Raw genomic sequence first — 17,028 nt, 5'->3', positions numbered from 1 at the left:
TGTGCAGGTCACTGACCACTAGAACAGAGGTTGTGACCAGCACACAAGTGGGTGGGAGACCAGAATTGACCGTAAACCGACAGATTACGCAGTTGCCGCGCGACACCGGGGTCACTGGCTGGAACGCCATTCTGGGTCCGGCGCCCCGCTATCCCGAAGCCGAGGGCGAGATCAATGTCGACTGGCTGGTGATTGGCGGCGGCTTTGCCGGCCTGTCGGCTGCCAAGCGCCTTTGCGAGCTTCGCGGCGGTGACCGGATTGCGTTGATTGAGGCGGCGCGCATAGGCGAGGGTCCGGCCGGCCGCAATTCGGGTTTCATGATTGATCTGCCGCATGAATTGTCAGGTGACGGATATGCCGGCAGTGCCGATAGTGACAGGCTGCAGATCAGCCTGAATCGACACGCTCAGGACTTTGCCAGGAGTTGCGCTGTCGAATATGAAATGCCGTCCGAGGCGGTCAGCCGGATCGGCAGGATGAATGGTGCGGTGAACCGGCGGGGCGAGGCGTATAATACGGCCTATGCCGCCCAGCTTGCGGCGCTGGAAGAGGAACATACCAAATTGTCAGCTGCCGAGATGGCCGAGATGACAGGCACCGATATCTACCGATCAGGCCTGTTTCTTCCCGGCGCGGTGATGCTGCAGCCGGCGCTCTATGTCCGCGAAATGGCCGCAGGTCTGACCGGTCGCGAATCCACCCCCATTGCACTCTTCGAGGCAAGTCCGGCTATCGCCTTTGAACGTCAGGGCGAAAGCTGGAAGATCACAACGCCAAAGGCAACCATAACCGCCGGCAGGGTGATCATGGCGGTCAATGGTCATGCCGAGAGCTTCGGATTTTTCCAGCAGCGGTTGATGCATGTCTTCACCTATGCGTCGATGACAGCGGCACTGAGCGGCGAGCAACAGGCACGCCTTGGCGGTCTGCCGGCCTGGGGAGTCACGCCGGCCGACCCGATGGGATCGACAGTGCGTCGCCATACCGGCATTGGCGGCACCCGGATCATCATCCGCAATCGCTGGACATATGATCCGTCAATGCAGGTGGATGCGGCGCGTGTCGGCAGATTCAGACATGATCACGACCATGCGTTCCGGCGTCGGTTCCCGATGCTTGCCGATGTCGATCTCGAATTCAGCTGGGGTGGGCGTCTGTGTCTGTCGCGCAATTCCGTTCCCGCCTTTGGCGAGGTGGAACCGGGCATGTTTTCAGCCTGCTGCCAGAACGGGCTTGGCACGGCGAAGGGAACCTTGGCCGGCATTGGTGCTGTTGAGCTGGCAACGCGCGCCAACTCGCCAATTGTAAGGGATCTGCTGTCCTATGACGCGCCGACGAAACTGCCTCCTGTGCCAATTGCCAAGCTTGGCGCGACGATTGTGCTGCGGTGGCGTGAATGGCGGGCCGGGGCGGAAATCTAACCGCTACAGCCCGGACCTGTTTCGCCTGTCAGTCATTACTGTCAGTCATTATCGGTGAGCCCGGCTCCGGCCCCGGCAAGACGTGACTGGCTTGTTGCCGGCGCATAGGTGCGGTGCGCATACCCTGTCAGACGGTCAACACAGCAGGCAAAATGATCCGCAAGGCGGGTCTGGCCGGCATGGCCGGGATCGATCTGGGGCCCTGCAGCACACCGCAGCTGACAGGCGGCGCTGCCACGCAACCAGTCACTGTGCCAGTGGTCCGGTGGGCTGGATGTGGCCGTGCTGGCCGCGCCAGCTTCAAGCCAGATGGTGCCCGGAGAGATCGTTGCCACAAAGGGAAGCAGCAGTAACGGTGCCGCCACCACGCCAAGGTCAATAGTGTCATCCATCTGTGATGGGCAGGGGTGGGACCCGTCACTCAACGCCGCGCCGGTCACAAGCGGGCAGAGCGCTGTACCGGTGCGTTGTGGCTGGTCGCGGCTGGCAAGATATCCACACAGGGCAGAGATACCGGGAAGGTTGCGTTGATGAAGCCAGAAGACCGCGCCGGCGGCCTCTTCGGCCAGCCCCCATGGCAGCCCGGCCCCGCGTGTTGCTTTCAGGGCCAATGCCGCCATTTCGCCAAGCGACCAGCTCATCTGCCGGGGCAGGCCTCTTGCAGAGGCGGATAGACCAGGTCGTCGGGATCAAGCATCGCAAGCTCGTCCGGGAAAGGCGCACCCTGATACATGGTGATTCGAAGCCACCTGTCGGACCGGGGGTCAAACTTCGTCGCGCCGAAAAATGACAGCTTGCAGCGCAGCAGATCAATCGGGATCATCGCGGCACCGATGGTGTTGTCTCGAATTTCACCGAATGCCAGCTTGCTGACAATCTGCAGGCGTCGCGCCATGTGCCGGTGTTCCGGATGTTTCAGAAGGAAGGCACCAAGAGTGCTGTCCGGATCGAAGCTGGCAAGATCATGGCACATACGCACCGCATCGCGTCCCGGGCACAGGGGTTGCTCATAGGGCTCCAGCGGTTCCTCGTGGCGTTCACCAAGCCGCGGTTCCAGCTTTTCCTCGGACACATACCAGACTCTGGCCTGTGACTCCGGATTGTCATAATCGATGCTGTCGGTCCAGTCATACTGTGCCTCAAGCATCATCATCACGTCAGCGGCGCGCATTGTGCCGTCAATCCGGTGGGCGACGTCCTCGTCGGCATGCATGCAGTCGGCAAGGCCGTCGACAAGATCGGCATATGGCTCGAACATCAGCGAGACAAGGGCTTCCTGGCCTTCGAGTGACAGCGCCTGTTCAGCGGCGCGGTAGATCCCATCCCACGGCATGTCGTCATCCGGGGTCATTGTATCGGCTCTTTCGATGATCCAGTCGAAATCGCGACACAGCCTGTCGATACGCGACGCCTGGCGTTCATCGGCAACGTGCCATTGGTGGGCATTGCGCGCGGCGCGCCGGCTCAAGTGCCGGAACCGGTCGATCTGTTCCAGCGTGGCAGCCGGCAGTGCGCGCACTCTGGCAAGGGCGGTCTCGCGGGCCGCGATCCAGCTGTTGATCAGCCGTGGATGGTTGATCAGGAACGGCGCCATACCAAGCCCGGTGGAATTGCCGATGCCAAACCGCCGCCTCACATCCGGGTCGAGAGCCACCGCGGTTGTCGGGGATTTCGTCTGTGCGGCATGTTCCACAATATCGATGGAAAAGGCCCTGATCAGCCATACCGCCAGCATTTCCGGCTGGAAAGACCCGGTGAATTCGGGCCGGGAACTCCATTGCGTCCTGTCTGCAGCGCCGAATTTGCCGGCACCGTAAACGGCTGTGGTTCGATACAGATAGCCGACCGATTCAATCATCTCCGGGTCGGGCTGGTGCCCGGCGGCAAGTGACTCAACAACATGGCTGAACAGCCGCACCGACTTGTTGGCACGCGACAGCACCAGTTCACTCTCGGCAATGCGGCCAGCTTCCTGTTTTGGAACATTGCCGGCAAGCCGGCTGATCTGTGCGGCGTCGACCTCGCCATCACACAGGGTAAAGGTGGCATCCCATGCCTCGGCAATGACCCTGTCCGACCGCTGGTCGTCAGCAAGCTGATGGGCAAAGGCAACAAGAGTATAGGTGGCCTGGGGGCCGCGCGCCCGGTAGGTGGCGACACCAACCCCGCGATCGTCGATATCGAACACCGGACGGTCAACAACCCATCCTTCGGTCTTCAACCGACGCAGCAGGACTCGCATGAAACTCAGCCGGCTCTGATGGAAGGCACCCATGCGCGCCAGTCGCATCACCGTCTGCGGCGTTCGCAGCGGGGCCTGCCGGATGTCACCGGCATGTTGTGGTTCGCGGCTGTCAGGCATGGTTCGGTCCAAAGCTGAGGTCGAAAAAATTCAACCAGTTCTCACCCATGATGCCCGCGATCTCGGTCTCTGAAAAGCCCTGCAGGCGCAGACCGTCTGCAAGTGCGACGAAGTGCCTGTTGTCCTGAAACCAGTCCGGCATCGGTGGAAAACCGGCATTGCTGGCGCTGCCCTCGCCATAGTCAATATCCTTTGTCCATCTGCCGACACGCATCCATTCGACGATGCTGTCGGGCTGGTCCTGACATAGATCAGTGCCGATGCCAATGTGATCGGGGCCCATCAGGTCCGCTGTCTTCGCCACCATCTCGCAGAAATCGGCAAGCGTGCAGCCGGTGCCACCCTTCAGGTGATGCGGGTAAAGCGAGAAGCCAAGCATGCCGCCACTCTGGCCAAGGCTGCGCAGAACATCGTCCGACTTGTTGCGCCGCGCTGGATGCCAGAAGGTGGGGTTGGCGTGCGTAATGGCAATCGGCCGGCTGGAAAATTCAATGGCATCGAGTGTCGAGCGTTCGGCGGAATGGCTCATGTCGACAACCAGCCCGACCCGGTTCATTTCGGCGACAACCGCACGGCCCATACGGGTCAGGCCCGTATCCTCGGCCTCATAGCACCCTGTCGCCAGTAGTGACTGGTTGTTATAGGTCAGCTGCATGAAACGGGCACCAAGCGTATGGCAGATTTCCACCAGCCCGATATCATCCTCGATCGGCGAGGGATTCTGGAATCCAAAGAAAATGGCGGTTCGTCCCTCGGTGCGGGCGCGCCGGACATCGTCACCGGTGCGACCCTGGAAAATCAGCTCGGGAAATTGTTCGAACCAGCGGTTCCACCGCTCGATGTTCGCCACCGTCTCGCGAAACATCTCGTGATAGGCGATGGTGACATGAACGGCGTCAACACCGCCCTCGCGCATCTGCCGGAAGATCTTTTCGGACCAGTTGCAATATTGCAGACAGTCAATCAGATGCATGATGGCACCTATGACACCGCGCCGGCCGCGATATAGGCGGTCTTGGTGCTGGTAAAGAAATCGACCGCATATTGCCCCTGTTCACGCGGACCGTAGGAGCTGTCGCCGCGACCGCCAAATGGCACATGATAGTCGGTTCCCGCCGTTGCCAGATTGACCATGACCACGCCTGTCTCGGCCCGGCGGCGGAAGTCGGTTGCGCGGGCAAGTGACCGCGTCATGATCCCGGCGGTGAGGCCGAAATGGGTGTCATTCGACAGTGCCAGCGCCTCTTCATAGGATCCGGCGCGTATGACACAGGCAATGGGGGCGAACATCTCCTCGCGATTGATCCGCCAGTCATTGTGGGTTCCGGCAATGACGCAGGGTGCCATGTAATATCCGTCATGCGCCATATCGATCCGGTCGCCGCCACACAGGATGTCACCGCCCTCGCGTTTTGCCAGTGCGACATAATCCAGATTCTCGGCAAGCTGACTGTCGCTGACCACCGGTCCGATCTGGGTGCCGTCTTCCAGGGCGTGACCGACCTGCAGCGCCTTTGTTGCCGCGACCAGCTTTTCGACAAATTCATCATGGACAACGTCATGGACAATCAGGCGCGACGAAGCGGTGCATTTCTGACCGGTGCCGCCAAAGGCGCCATTTGCCGCGCAGGCGACTGCCAGGTCCAGATCGGCATCATCCATCACCACAAGGGCGTTCTTCGATCCCATCTCCATCTGCAGGCGTGGCATGTTCCCGATGGCGGCGGCGGCAATCTGGCGGCCTGTCTGGACCGACCCGGTAAAGGTGATGGCATTGACAGCCGGATGCGACACAAGCGCATCCCCGATGGTGGCACCTGATCCCATGACGAGGTTGAACAGCCCGGCCGGCAGTCCGGCATCGGCGATGATTTCTGTCAGGGCAACAGCCGAGCCCGGCACCAGATTGGCCGGTTTCCATATCACAGCATTGCCAAAGGCCAGCGCCGGCGCGATTTTCCAGACGGCGGTGGCTGTCGGGAAATTCCACGGGCTGATTACCGCGACAATGCCAACCGGATCGCGTCTCACGTCGATCTCGATGCCAGGCCGCACGGAATCGGCGTTGTCGCCAATCTGGCGCAACACTTCGGCAGCGTAATAGGTAAAGAACTGTCCGGCGCGATAGACCTCGCCGCGCCCCTCGGCGCGTGGCTTGCCTTCCTCGCGGCTGAGAAGCTCACCAAGCTCGTCGGCGCGGGACATCAGCGCGTTGCCAATCTTCATCAGCGCGCTCTGGCGTGCCTCCAGCCCGGTTGCCTGCCACTGTTTCTGGGCGGAGTGGGCCCCATCAAGCGCGCGTTCCAGCTGGTCCGTGTCGGCCTGTGCGTAGGTGCCAATCAGATCGGTAATGTCCGACGGGTTTCGGTTTTCGATGGCGGCGTCAGCGCCGACCCATTCACCGTTGATATAATTCTTGTGCATATTCGTCCTGTTCTGTCCGTCTGGCGTGATTGATGGCCGTCTGATCGATTGGTCCGTGTGGTTCGGTTTCTTGACAGGCCAGCCAGATCGGATATCTCAGCAGAGTGGATATTTCGGATCTGGTGTCTCGGCCACAATCCGCCGGGGTCGCCTATCCAGCTCCGTTTGTCCGCCCATTGCCCCCAAGATCATAGCGCACCAGGGCCTTGAACACTTCCTTCATGGTGATTGTTCCGACGCGCGCCTCACCGTCATGAACGGCAAAACTGCGGTTGATATCGCCTTCGGCATGGGCGATCAGGCTTTCCAGTGACATGTTGGAATCGACCGTTCCGTGGCTTGCCTTGGCACTTTTGGTCTGGTCCATGATCGACCTGACTTTCAATACGCGGGCGCGGTTGATGTCGCTGACAAAATCCTCGATATACGGGTCGCTCGGGTTCAGCAGGATATGCTGTGGTTCGCCCTGCTGGACGATGAACCCGTCCTTCAGGATCACAAGATGGTCGGCAAGCTTCAGCGCCTCATCCAGATCGTGGGTGATAAACACGATGGTCTTGTGAAGATCCTGCTGAAGTTCAAGCAGAAGGTCCTGCATCGATGTACGGATCAGCGGGTCGAGCGCCGAAAAGGCCTCGTCCATCAGCATCACTTCGGCATTCGAAGTCAGCGCCCTGGCCAGCCCGACACGCTGTTGCATGCCGCCCGACAACTGATGTGGAAAAGCATCTTCATTGCCTTCAAGACCGACACGCCGGATCCATTTGATGGCTTCCTCGGTGGACAGGCTGCCATTTTCCCCGCGGATTTCGGGTGCCAGCATGGTGTTCTGCAGCACCGTGCGATGCGGCAACAGGGCGAATTTCTGGAACACCATCGACATCTTGGTCTGCCGCAGCGCACGGAGACGCGCGCTGTCATAGGCCATGATGTCTTCACCATCCATTTCGATCTCGCCGGCTGTCGGCTCGATCAGCCTGTTGAGATGACGGATCAATGTCGACTTGCCAGACCCGGACAGCCCCATGATCACCGTGATCAGCCCTGACTTGATATCCACATTGATGTTGTTCAGGCCGATGACGTGACCGGTCCGGCGCTGGATATCGGCCTTGTCGATACCGTCTGAAAGCATTGGCAGGATCGAGGCCGGGTCGTCACCGAAAATCTTGTAGAGATTGCGAACGGCGATCTTGACCTGCTTTTGTGGCGTGGACACAGCTTGTCTCCCGTCTAGATCTTGCGTGATTCATCGACCCGGGCAAGTGCCGCCTTGGACACCCGGTCGAGAATGATGGCGAGGAGGACGATGCCAAATCCGGCGAGGAAACCAACGCCAAGTCGCAGATTGTTGATCCCGTCAAGCACCAGTGTGCCAAGGCCCGGCGCCGAGACCAGCGACGCGATCACAACCATCGCCAGACTCATCATGATGGTCTGGTTGATGCCGGCCATGATGTTGGGAAGCGCCAGCGGGATTTCGACCCGGACAAGCTTCTGGCGTGACGTCATGCCATAGGCGTTTGCGGCCTCGATGACATCACGATCGACAAGCCGGATGCCGAGATTGGTCAAACGGATCACCGGCACGATGGAATATAGGATGATGGCAAGCCCATAGAGCTTTGGTTCGGTGATCTTGAACAGGAAGATCAGCGGAATGAGATACACAAAGGTCGGCAATGTCTGCAGCATGTCCAGAACCGGTGTGATGATACGTTGTGCGGTGTCGTTCTTTGACATCAGGATTCCGGTTGGCACACCGAGAATGGCGCACAGCACGGTGCAGACAAAAATGATCGACAATGTCTGGACCGCATATCCGTAATGGTCGGTAAACAGGAAGAAGACAAAGCAGGCACCGACAAAGGCGGTGATCCGCAAGGATTTCGACGACAGCATGGTGCCGACAAGAATCAGCGGCACAAGGCACCACCATGGCAGAGTTGTGAACAGGGTCAGCGCACCGTCAAGCGCCCAGGACAATGGCTGCGTCAGCGGATCAAGCACCACGCGAAGGGCCGGTCTGATGGCAAGGAAGCTATTTTCAAGCCACGCGGTGAAGTCGCGTGTCTGCGGAATTCCGGCGCAGGCCTTGTGCAGATTGTCCAGTGAAGGAAATGGAATTTCCCACCATGCCGGATCGTCGCCCTTCAACTGGCGAAGCGACATCAGGGATTTCTTCTTGCTTTCGTCGCACCATTCGCGAAGCCCGAACAGATCGAAAATGCCGGTATAGGCAGCCATCAATAATCTCCGTTGCCCGCATCGGCCAGGCTGTTGCATGGCCATATTGCGCCGCCCCTGTCAGGCGGCGAGGGGCGGACACGGCAGTTTCGCCGTATCCGCCCGTTTACGCTGTCGGCTAGAGACGCTCAGCCAGCTTTGCCTTGGCGCTGTCATTGACCCATGCCATCACCATGTCGGTATGGTTGGTCAGAACCCAGGCAGCGGCCTCATCGGCGGATGCGTTGTTCTCTTCCTTCCAGGCCAGCATGCTGCTGATGACATCGTTCGGGAACGACATCTTCTTGACGAAGTCGGCAACCGCAGGCTCACGCGCTGCAAAATCGGCAGTGATCGCATTCAGCACCGGTGCTGACGGGAAGCCGGACACACCGATGGCGGCAGGATCGGCATCAGCCTTCTGGTTGACGGCATGCTGGGCGGCATCGATGGCACCGATATCGACCTTTGTCATCTTGTACTTGCCAAGAACCGCTGTCGGACCCCAGTAATAGCCGAACCACGGCTCATTGTCGGCAAAGGCCGACGCGATGGACGCACCGAGGTTGGCACCGGAACCATGATCGAAGACCTCGATCCCATTGGCCTCAAGCTGGTGTACGACCTTCAGATTGTCATTCACGATGCGGCAGCCCCATCCAACAGGACAGTTGTGAAACCTGGCGCCAACCTTGTCAGGATTCGCCAGAATACCGTCGATCGTTGCCAGCTCGGGGTGCTTGTCGACCAGCCAGGTCGGAACCCACCAACCTTCTTCACCGCCATTTGCGAAAACGTCGGACGCTGTGATCACCTTGCCGGCAGATACCAGTTCGGCATAGACCGGTGCCGAATTGCGCCATACCTCGGGCACAATGTCGGGCTGGCCATTCTCGGCAAGCGAGGTTACTGCGGGAACTGTATCTGTCGGGACGACGGTTACGTTACATCCGTAACCGACCTCGAGAACAAATGTGGCAACAGCGGTAATTGATTCGCCTGATGCCCAGCCCATGGCACCGATACTGACATCCCCGCAGTCGGCCTTGGCGGCTGAAATATTCATCGAGAGCGCTGCAGTAGCGACCCCAAGCACGGATAGAAACTTCTTCATGATAGTCTTTCCTCCAGATTTTATTCGGGTGCGTTTTCGCGCACCAATTCTTCCAGCCTAACCAGATTCACCTCTGTAACGAAAGCCATCAGCGCCACTTTTTATTCAGTGGCGACCGGATTCAGGGCGAACCTGTTGTCAAAAGCGGTCTCGGACTTCTAGAGTTGTCGGGCACGGACAAAGCCAGCTGGATGATATCAGGCCCTTTATCCGGGGCGCGCGGCATGGGACGGGAGTGGTGATGAAGCTGGACGATCAGGAACAGGCGATGCTGGCCGGGGAACATGGTCCGGCCTGCCAATGGGCGATCCAGCATCAGCTGCAGGTTGGACGCATGTTCGACGCCGCCGATATGGTGTCGGTCAGCCAGGCCCATATGATGGCGGATCCGGAATCGCTTGGAGATGCCGGTGTCGCCTTTGTCGAGGGGCTGGCCGGCGATGGTGGTCAAGTCGCGATTCCCATGATCACCGACCCGCGCGGCGTTGATCTTTCATATTATCTGCCGCTTGGCCAGACCGAGGACATGGCCGAGCTTGAGCGCCGGTTCGTCGCCGCCTGCCGGGCGATGGGAATCATGATGACCGACACCTGTATCAACTATCAGACGATCATGCCGCCACTTTACGGGGATCACGTCGCCTATGGTGATACTGGTGTCGTCATCTATTCGAACTCTGTCTGTGGTGCCAGATCCAATTTTGAAGGGGGGCCATCGGCGCTTGCCGCCGGGCTGACAGGCCGCACGCCGCGCTATGGCCTGCATCTCGATGAACATCGTCGCGCCACGCAACGGTTCATTGTCGATGACCGACCGCGCGACCTGATGGAATGGGGAATCCTTGGCGCCACCATCGGGCGGATGGCGGGAAGCTATTGGGAAGTGCCGGTCATCGAAGGCATCGAAGGCGCGCCGACATCAGACGAGATCAAGCATTTTGGGGCTGCGATGGCGAGTTGGGGGTCAACGCCGCTGTTTCATATTGTCGGGGTGACACCTGAATGTCGTGATCTTGCCGATGTCGAGGCCCAGCACCTGACGGCGCGGCGCGTCTCTGCGGCCGATCTTAATGATCTTGGGGCGCCATTCGGTGCCGCCGGCGAAGCCGTCGATGTCGTGGTGTTTGCGGCACCGCAGCTGAGCCTTGTTGAAATGGCGCAGCTGGCAGCTCTGTGCGAGGGTCGCCGCCGTGCCAGCTCAACGGATATGATTGTCTGCACACCTGTTCAGGTGTATGGCGACGCAAAGCAACTTGGCTATATCGATTCGATCGAGGGTTTTGGGGGCACAGTCCTGACAGGCACCTGTTTCTACCAGCAATATGCCCGCGAAATCGCCGAGGCGAATGGCTGGACCAGGCTGCTCAGCAATTCAGCCAAGATCGTCAACATCCTTGGCGGGTATGGGTATCGCCCGGCACTTGCCAGCATGGAGGATTGTGTCGCCTCCGCCGAGGCGGGCACCGTCATCGACAGGAGGCAGGCATGACAACAACGCTTTCCTGCCATGTGGGAATAGGGCCAACAGTTGACGGTGTGGCGCTTGTCGCGGATGACAATTTTTCCGCTCGATATGACCTCGACCGGGTCAATGGTGTGTTCTCGCGCCCCCAGCATCGGCTGTATGGGCAGAGTTACCGCGATGTGATCCTGGTCCTGAACACCGCCAAGGGCGGCGTTGCCACAGCGTGGATGCTGCATGAAATGGTGTCACGCCAGATGGCGCCAAAGGCGCTTTTGCTGAATGCGGCCAACACCATTCTGGCGCAGGGGGCTGCGCTGGCGAATATGGCGATGTGCGATCGTTTCGTCGATGGTGATGTGACCGGCCTGATCAGGACGGGCGACAGGCTGGTGGTTGATCCTGCCGCCGGTCTTGTAACGATTACCGAACGCGGCGCGGTCTAGATATGCGCTGTACCGGACCAGCCTTTGTTGGAGAATGCGTCAGCTGGGACGCGATGATGTTCAGGCAGGAGAATACACATGGCGAAGACGGCATCGATGGGTGATCTGTTCGGTGGTGATACGGCTGGCGGGTGGCTGAATCTGCCGTCGGCCGGGGCGGATGGGCTGGCCGGGGTGGATATCGGTGTCATCGGCATCGGGTCGGCGACTCCCTATCCAGTCGGATCCTATTGTCATGAGGCGCCGGACGCCATCCGTGCCGCGCGAAGCTGGCCAACCATTCTTGACCAGCATGATTTCGATCTGTGCGATGTGGTTCCATCGGCTGGCGTGATCCCGGCTGGCGTCAGGGCAGCCGATCTTGGCAATCTCGATGTTGTTGCCGATGCCGCGCCGGATGTCACGGCAGCCAACAGGCAGCGGATCCGCGAGGCCATAACCATGATGATCGAGGCCGGGACAAGACCGTTCGTTCTGGGCGGTGATGATTCTGTGCCGATCCCGGTGCTTGAAGCCTACAGCGCATTCGAAGGCGGGCCGATTTCGATCCTGCAGATTGATGCGCATATCGACTGGCGAGACGAAGTTGGCGGTGAAACCCAGGGACTGTCGAGCAACATGCGGCGCGCCAGCGAGATGACTCATGTTGGCAGCATCGTGCAGCTGGCGGCGCGTGGCATCGGGTCTGCACGAAAGCAGGAAGTCGAGGCGGCGCTTGATTACGGCGTGGCGTTTCACACCATGCGGCGACTGCGCGAGCCCGGCGGCATTGAACGTGCTGTTGCCGATCTTCCCGAAGGTGTGCCTGTCTATGTCGCGCTGGATGTCGACAGCCTCGACCCGACAGTGATGCCGGCTGTCATCGGTGCCGCACAGGGTGGTCTCGATTACTGGCAGATGATGGAGATTTTCGAGGCTGTTGCGGCCCGCGCGCCGATCTGCGGGTTCAATATGGTTGAATTGATGCCGTCTCGCGACGTCAACGGGCAGGGGGCATTGATGGCGTCCCGGCTTGGCCTGTCGATGCTGGGATTGATGGCACGCCAGATTGCGTCATAGGCCGCCCGGCTGCAAGGAGACTGTCATGACCCATACACCTGTAGACATGCCGGCCGACGCGGCCGCACGTCGCGCCGTTGAACCTGTCATCTGCTATCCGAACGACAGTCTGCCGCCGCCTGATCTGGACCTGTATCGCCGCGCCCGGGCTGGTGCCGGCAAGATCGACGAGGTGCGTGTGGCACCGCGGGATGCGTCATGCTTTGCCGTGCCGGCAGGTGGCTTTTTCCGGATCACGTCGGTTGAGGGGCCTCAGGTCGGCGATCTCAATCTGTGGCATGCAGACAATCTTGACGAGAAATTCTTTTCCGGCAAGACCCGCGCCATCCATGGCACACATATAACCACCGGCGAAAGAATGTGGTCCTGCCTTCCGTTCCTGCGGCCTATGGCAACGATCATCGAGGATACGCTTGGATGGTATGGGATCGATTCATTCGGCGGGTCCGTTCATGACGTGATCGGCACAAGGTGCGACCCCTACACGCATCATCTGCTGTCCGGAGACCACTATCATTATTGCTGCCATTCGAACCTGTCACGGGCGCTGGCCCGGCAGACCGGGCGTGCCATCGAGGATATCGAGATGCAGGTCCATGATGTAATGAACGTCTTCATGTGTACCGGTTTCACCCGCGACACCGGTCAGTATTTCATGAAGGCAAGTCCGGTCCGTCCAGGCGATTATATCGAGTTCTTTGCCGAAATTGATCTGATTGGCGGGCTGTCAGCCTGTCCGGGGGGTGACTGTTCGACCACCCATTCAAGCGATGTTGCCAGCTGCCATCCTCTGCTTGTCGAGGTCTTTATGCCGGAAGAGGGGGCGCTTGCCGGGTGGCAGCCGGCCATGGCAAATGGCTATAACCGCGATCACGGCCGCCAGGCATCCGCTGCCGCCAGACACCTCGACAGATAGCGTTCAGACGATGGTCAGGCGGTCGCCGGGCGTCTTGTTATGTGGTGGGCAATCACACCGACAGCGGCAATGGCAGCGCCGATATAGATGAAATCATGCTTGGCAATCAGCAGCACTGCCAACGCCAGCCTGATCCCGATCTCGCCAATGCCCAGCTTTCGGTAGTCAAAGCCGGCCAGCGCGCTGGCGACCAGATACAGCGCCAGCACCAGCCGTCCAATCACCAGCGCCAGCCCCGCCAGACTGAGTGTTCCGTCATAACCGGGAAGATAGACCACGGCCCCCGATGCCGAAGCGGCGGCGTCTATCACCGCATCATCGATCAGCAGAATTTCCGGGTAGAGCGCGAACACGAACGGGATCACGAACATCACAATTCCCGACTTCACAGCCGAGAATCCGGTCGCCATCGGTTCGGCCTTGGTGATGCTGGCCGCAGCAAAGGCGGCAAGCGCAACAGGCGGCGTTATGGCGCTGGCAACGGCGAAGTAGAAGATGAACATATGCGCGGTGAAGACCGAGATTCCGAGGCCGGCCAGAACCGGTCCCAACAGCAGCGCAACATTGATATAGGCTGGCACTGCCGGCATGCCCATGCCGAGCAGGATTGCCATCAGCATGGTCAACAGCAGGGCAACAAGCTGGAACGCCGTCGAGCCGCCACGGCCAAGATCAAGCGCCTGCAGCCAGCTGAGAACATCAAGCGAAATGAAGGTTGGCAGACCGGTAAACTGAAGACAGAAATCGATGATCGATACGGCAAGGAACATCAGATAGAGAGTCGAGATCAGAATGCCGGCATTCGACAGCGCGTCGACAACCTTCATTGGCCGCGCCCGCACTTCCGGGTCGACGAACAGCAGGCCCAGAAGCATGATCACGGCGTACCAGCCGGCGCTGCCGGCATCACCGGCCGCGTTGCGGATAATTTCCTGGATCCATGAATAGCTTGTCACCTGACAGCCAGCCTCGGTGATGATCCGCTCGGCCCCCATCAATGCGCCGAACATGCCGCATCCGATGGCTTCTTTCTTGGTCAGCAGCAACAGCAGGATCAGCAGGATCGGCCCGAAAATCATCACCAGATTCAGCATGTCCTGGCGGTCCAGCCGCATATCGTCGGTCAGCTGTCCAATGGCCTGGATATTCTGCTTTCGCGACTGGAAGATAACGGACAGGAACAGGCAGAAGAAATAGGCCAATGCCGGAATTGCCGCCGCCACAATCACATCCGAATAGGGAACGCTGGTCAGCGACGCCAGGACAAAGGCGGCCACCCCCATCACGGGCGGCATGATCGAACCGCCTGACGAGGCGGCGGCCTCGACCCCGCCGGCAAACACCTTGGAAAAGCCGCGCTTCAGCATCATCGGGATTGTCAGCACGCCGGTCGACAGCACATTGACGATGGGGCCACCGGAGATGGTTCCGAACATTGCCGAAGACACGACGGCGGCATGCGCCGGCCCACCCCGCAGATGACGGGTCCAGCGGAAGGCCAGCTTGATCAGCGACCGGCCACCTGCCGAACTGCCGAAAAGCGAGCCGAGGACAAGATAGGGAAAGATGGTGTTCAGGATGATGTCCATGAACCTGCCAAGCAGGCCCGAGGAATTGTTCACCAGGATATCATGCACGCGGGGCCGTCCGTCAGCCAGTATGCGCGGCTCACCGGCAAGCTTTGTCATCAGATATTTGTTGATGTCATCCGGTCCGTGGAAATACCAGACCAGCACCGTGACGATGGTATAGGTCGCGATCAGGATTGCGACCAGAACCAGCGGCAGACCCCAGACCTTGATGTTGTATGACAGGAATACAACAATCGCCAGGCCGACGATCAGAACCAGCCAGCCACCGGTATTGTTGACGCATCGCGGATCATCAATGGTGGTCGGCGGTTCCATCCCCAGAAGGGTGGCCAGCTCGCGCTCGGCCTTCAGGCTTTCCTCGATCAGGCGCGCGCGATCACCGGTAATCTGGTCAATCAGGCAGATCGCCTCGATCTCGACGACATAGGTGATCGAAATGGTGGCCGCCATCAGCACCAGCGCCAGATCCATGAACAGGCCGAAGCGGCGCCGAAGCGGTGATGCGTTGACCCAGCTTCGCCACATCGAATGTTTCAGCGCGACGATCAGCATCATCAGCGCAAAGAATGCCGGGTAAAACCATTCAAAGGGGAACTTGCGGAAGGTCATGCCCTTCACGCCGGTCAGCGTCTCGGCGAGGTCGTCATATCCGGGGATGCCCGGGGTCATGTTGATCAGCCCGATGATGACCATTGCCACCGTCAGCCAATACACAAGCTTCATGCCAAGATCCGGCTCGGCGGGCGATTTTGGGCTGATGTCGGCCATGCGCTGGAGTCCCCCCGACTAAAGAAAAGGCGCCGACAGGACTGTCGGCGCCATGATGTCACGGCGGATTATTTGGCGCAGTCGGGAATGGTGTATCCAGCCTCTTCCCAGGCCGCCACTGCACCGGGATGGTATTTCAGCGGGTTCAGGCCGCACATGTCCGTCAGTGCCGGATCGGTCTCGCCATGCCAGGAATTCAGCATGAACGGGGCCTTGGCGTGATATACGTCCTTCAGCCCGTCGAGAAACGCCTTCGTCAACGCCTTTGCGGTATTGAACTCCATGGCGCTGTTGACGATTTCCCCACCGACGGTGCCCGGGCAGCGGAAATTGTCATCCTCGGACTTTATCGTCACACCGCTTTTCCATCCCATGTCCGAGATCGGCATGGTCACGGCAACGGTGCCGGGGCGTTTGGTGAATTTGCCAAAGGCCTCACCGTCAAAAACCTCCTTTGGCATCGACCACATGGTCATGTCGCCGGATGCCATGGCCGCGGTCATCCGGCCATCGGGGAAGCTGACGGGAAGTACGAAGGCATCCGCCGACCCGTCCTGGATCGTCTTCACGGCCTGACCCCAGTTTACCTGAATGCCCGTGTAATCCTTCTTGTCCTCGAGACCTGTGACAAGGCGCACAAGGTCACGGGCGTTGGTCAACGCCGCGCCGCGAGGCGGGCCGTTGAAAATGCGCGCGCCCTTGATGCCGTCATATCCGGGGAAATTGCTGCTGTTGTAGGCATAGAGCGACTGGCAGGCGATCCGGTAGGTATAGAGAACCCGCAGATTGCCCGTCAGCTCGGCCCCTTTTTCCTTGCCAACCTTGGCATAGGGGCCAACCGCACGTGACATCAGGAATGGCAGGACAAAAGGTGCCGCGGCAATGTCCGACTTGCCCTCGGCGACATTCTGCACCGAATTGGTCAGCGTCTGGCCGGTGGTGACCTGAATGTCAGCCACATTGTATTTGGCGGCGACTTCGGAAAGTGACAGCACCGATACACCGGGTGCGCTGCTTGGTGATGCTGTTTCGGCAGTCAGGTTGACTTGCGCCTGCGCTGACATGGTGAGGCCGATAATCGCGGCAGCACTCGCCATTGCAAAAAATTTTGACATAAAATCCTCCCTAAAATGCCCGGTTAGTTCCGGACCTGCTTATTTTGTTCAGGCATGCCTGCTTCGCACACACTTTGACACCAGTCATGTTGGCTGGTGAATCGATGCGAGGCAAGTCTGCTC

General features: G+C 59.6%; 14 protein-coding genes. 5 read left to right on the top strand and 9 right to left on the bottom strand.

All coding sequences use genetic code 11. The features are described 5' to 3' along the window. The first annotated feature begins 65 nt into the window (after nt 1-65). Nucleotides 66-1,421: an NAD(P)/FAD-dependent oxidoreductase gene (locus tag AB3X55_05270; GenBank protein ID MEX0502988.1), complete on the top strand. Its 1,356-nt coding sequence runs from the start codon at nt 66-68 to the stop codon at nt 1,419-1,421. 41 nt (nt 1,422-1,462) lie between these two features. On the opposite strand, the gene AB3X55_05265 is transcribed toward AB3X55_05270, so the two are convergent. From AB3X55_05265 to AB3X55_05235, 7 genes are all read right to left on the bottom strand, one after another. After that, nucleotides 1,463-2,062, bottom strand: a complete 600-nt coding sequence (locus AB3X55_05265; protein MEX0502987.1) for a DUF3726 domain-containing protein — start codon at nt 2,060-2,062, stop codon at nt 1,463-1,465. Then, nucleotides 2,059-3,783: a hypothetical protein gene (locus AB3X55_05260; GenBank protein ID MEX0502986.1), complete on the bottom strand. Its 1,725-nt coding sequence runs from the start codon at nt 3,781-3,783 to the stop codon at nt 2,059-2,061. The genes AB3X55_05265 and AB3X55_05260 overlap by 4 nt, the downstream gene beginning before the upstream one ends. After that, on the bottom strand, nt 3,776-4,756 hold the full coding sequence (locus AB3X55_05255) for a membrane dipeptidase (protein MEX0502985.1): 981 nt from the start codon (nt 4,754-4,756) through the stop codon (nt 3,776-3,778). Before AB3X55_05255 ends, AB3X55_05260 begins: the two co-directional genes overlap by 8 nt. An 8-nt stretch (nt 4,757-4,764) precedes the next feature. After that, nucleotides 4,765-6,207, bottom strand: coding sequence for an aldehyde dehydrogenase family protein (locus AB3X55_05250; GenBank protein MEX0502984.1), 1,443 nt, complete (start codon nt 6,205-6,207; stop codon nt 4,765-4,767). Between the two features lie 151 nt (nt 6,208-6,358). Next, complete coding sequence (locus AB3X55_05245; GenBank protein MEX0502983.1) at nt 6,359-7,342, bottom strand: betaine/proline/choline family ABC transporter ATP-binding protein; 984 nt, start codon at nt 7,340-7,342, stop codon at nt 6,359-6,361. A 98-nt stretch (nt 7,343-7,440) separates the two neighbouring features. Further along, complete coding sequence (locus tag AB3X55_05240; protein ID MEX0502982.1) at nt 7,441-8,454, bottom strand: ABC transporter permease; 1,014 nt, start codon at nt 8,452-8,454, stop codon at nt 7,441-7,443. 118 nt (nt 8,455-8,572) lie between these two features. Further along, nucleotides 8,573-9,547, bottom strand: a complete 975-nt coding sequence (locus AB3X55_05235; GenBank protein ID MEX0502981.1) for an ABC transporter substrate-binding protein — start codon at nt 9,545-9,547, stop codon at nt 8,573-8,575. Nucleotides 9,548-9,788: 241 nt separating this feature from the next. Here AB3X55_05235 and AB3X55_05230 point away from each other — a divergent pair, with 241 nt between their 5' ends. The 4 genes from AB3X55_05230 to AB3X55_05215 all read left to right on the top strand — a co-directional run bounded on the left by AB3X55_05230 (nt 9,789) and on the right by AB3X55_05215 (nt 13,430). Then, entirely contained in the window at nt 9,789-11,036 is a 1,248-nt protein-coding gene (locus AB3X55_05230; protein MEX0502980.1) for an aconitase X, read from the top strand. Beyond that, a complete protein-coding gene (locus AB3X55_05225; protein MEX0502979.1) occupies nt 11,033-11,455 on the top strand; it encodes a DUF126 domain-containing protein in 423 nt (140 codons plus the stop codon). The genes AB3X55_05230 and AB3X55_05225 overlap by 4 nt, the downstream gene beginning before the upstream one ends. Before the next feature lie 78 nt (nt 11,456-11,533). Next, nucleotides 11,534-12,514: an arginase family protein gene (locus tag AB3X55_05220; protein ID MEX0502978.1), complete on the top strand. Its 981-nt coding sequence runs from the start codon at nt 11,534-11,536 to the stop codon at nt 12,512-12,514. 25 nt (nt 12,515-12,539) lie between these two features. Beyond that, nucleotides 12,540-13,430, top strand: coding sequence for an urea carboxylase-associated family protein (locus AB3X55_05215; protein ID MEX0502977.1), 891 nt, complete (start codon nt 12,540-12,542; stop codon nt 13,428-13,430). A gap of 14 nt (nt 13,431-13,444) precedes the next feature. Here the strand turns inward: AB3X55_05215 and AB3X55_05210 are convergent, their stop codons facing one another. After that, nucleotides 13,445-15,790, bottom strand: a complete 2,346-nt coding sequence (locus tag AB3X55_05210) for a TRAP transporter permease (GenBank protein MEX0502976.1) — start codon at nt 15,788-15,790, stop codon at nt 13,445-13,447. A 68-nt stretch (nt 15,791-15,858) separates the two neighbouring features. Continuing rightward, nucleotides 15,859-16,905 carry a TAXI family TRAP transporter solute-binding subunit gene (locus AB3X55_05205; protein ID MEX0502975.1) on the bottom strand — a complete coding sequence of 349 codons (1,047 nt, stop codon included), beginning with the start codon at nt 16,903-16,905 and terminating at the stop codon, nt 15,859-15,861. Between the last annotated feature and the right edge of the window lie 123 nt (nt 16,906-17,028).

It is taken from the genome of Alphaproteobacteria bacterium LSUCC0719 (assembly GCA_040839025.1).
Lineage (GTDB): Bacteria > Pseudomonadota > Alphaproteobacteria > Puniceispirillales > Puniceispirillaceae > UBA8309.
This window is presented reverse-complemented; position numbering and strand designations above follow the sequence as displayed.

Coding starts and splice junctions, on each gene's coding strand:
- AB3X55_05265 (MEX0502987.1), bottom strand. CDS start 2,062: ATGAGCTGGTCGCTTGGCGAAATGGCGGCATTGGCCCTGAAAGCAACA.
- AB3X55_05250 (MEX0502984.1), bottom strand. CDS start 6,207: ATGCACAAGAATTATATCAACGGTGAATGGGTCGGCGCTGACGCCGCC.
- AB3X55_05205 (MEX0502975.1), bottom strand. CDS start 16,905: ATGTCAAAATTTTTTGCAATGGCGAGTGCTGCCGCGATTATCGGCCTC.
- AB3X55_05225 (MEX0502979.1), top strand. CDS start 11,033: ATGACAACAACGCTTTCCTGCCATGTGGGAATAGGGCCAACAGTTGAC.
- AB3X55_05220 (MEX0502978.1), top strand. CDS start 11,534: ATGGCGAAGACGGCATCGATGGGTGATCTGTTCGGTGGTGATACGGCT.
- AB3X55_05210 (MEX0502976.1), bottom strand. CDS start 15,790: ATGGCCGACATCAGCCCAAAATCGCCCGCCGAGCCGGATCTTGGCATG.
- AB3X55_05260 (MEX0502986.1), bottom strand. CDS start 3,783: ATGCCTGACAGCCGCGAACCACAACATGCCGGTGACATCCGGCAGGCC.
- AB3X55_05215 (MEX0502977.1), top strand. CDS start 12,540: ATGACCCATACACCTGTAGACATGCCGGCCGACGCGGCCGCACGTCGC.
- AB3X55_05245 (MEX0502983.1), bottom strand. CDS start 7,342: ATGCTTTCAGACGGTATCGACAAGGCCGATATCCAGCGCCGGACCGGT.
- AB3X55_05230 (MEX0502980.1), top strand. CDS start 9,789: ATGAAGCTGGACGATCAGGAACAGGCGATGCTGGCCGGGGAACATGGT.
- AB3X55_05255 (MEX0502985.1), bottom strand. CDS start 4,756: ATGCATCTGATTGACTGTCTGCAATATTGCAACTGGTCCGAAAAGATC.
- AB3X55_05235 (MEX0502981.1), bottom strand. CDS start 9,547: ATGAAGAAGTTTCTATCCGTGCTTGGGGTCGCTACTGCAGCGCTCTCG.
- AB3X55_05240 (MEX0502982.1), bottom strand. CDS start 8,454: ATGGCTGCCTATACCGGCATTTTCGATCTGTTCGGGCTTCGCGAATGG.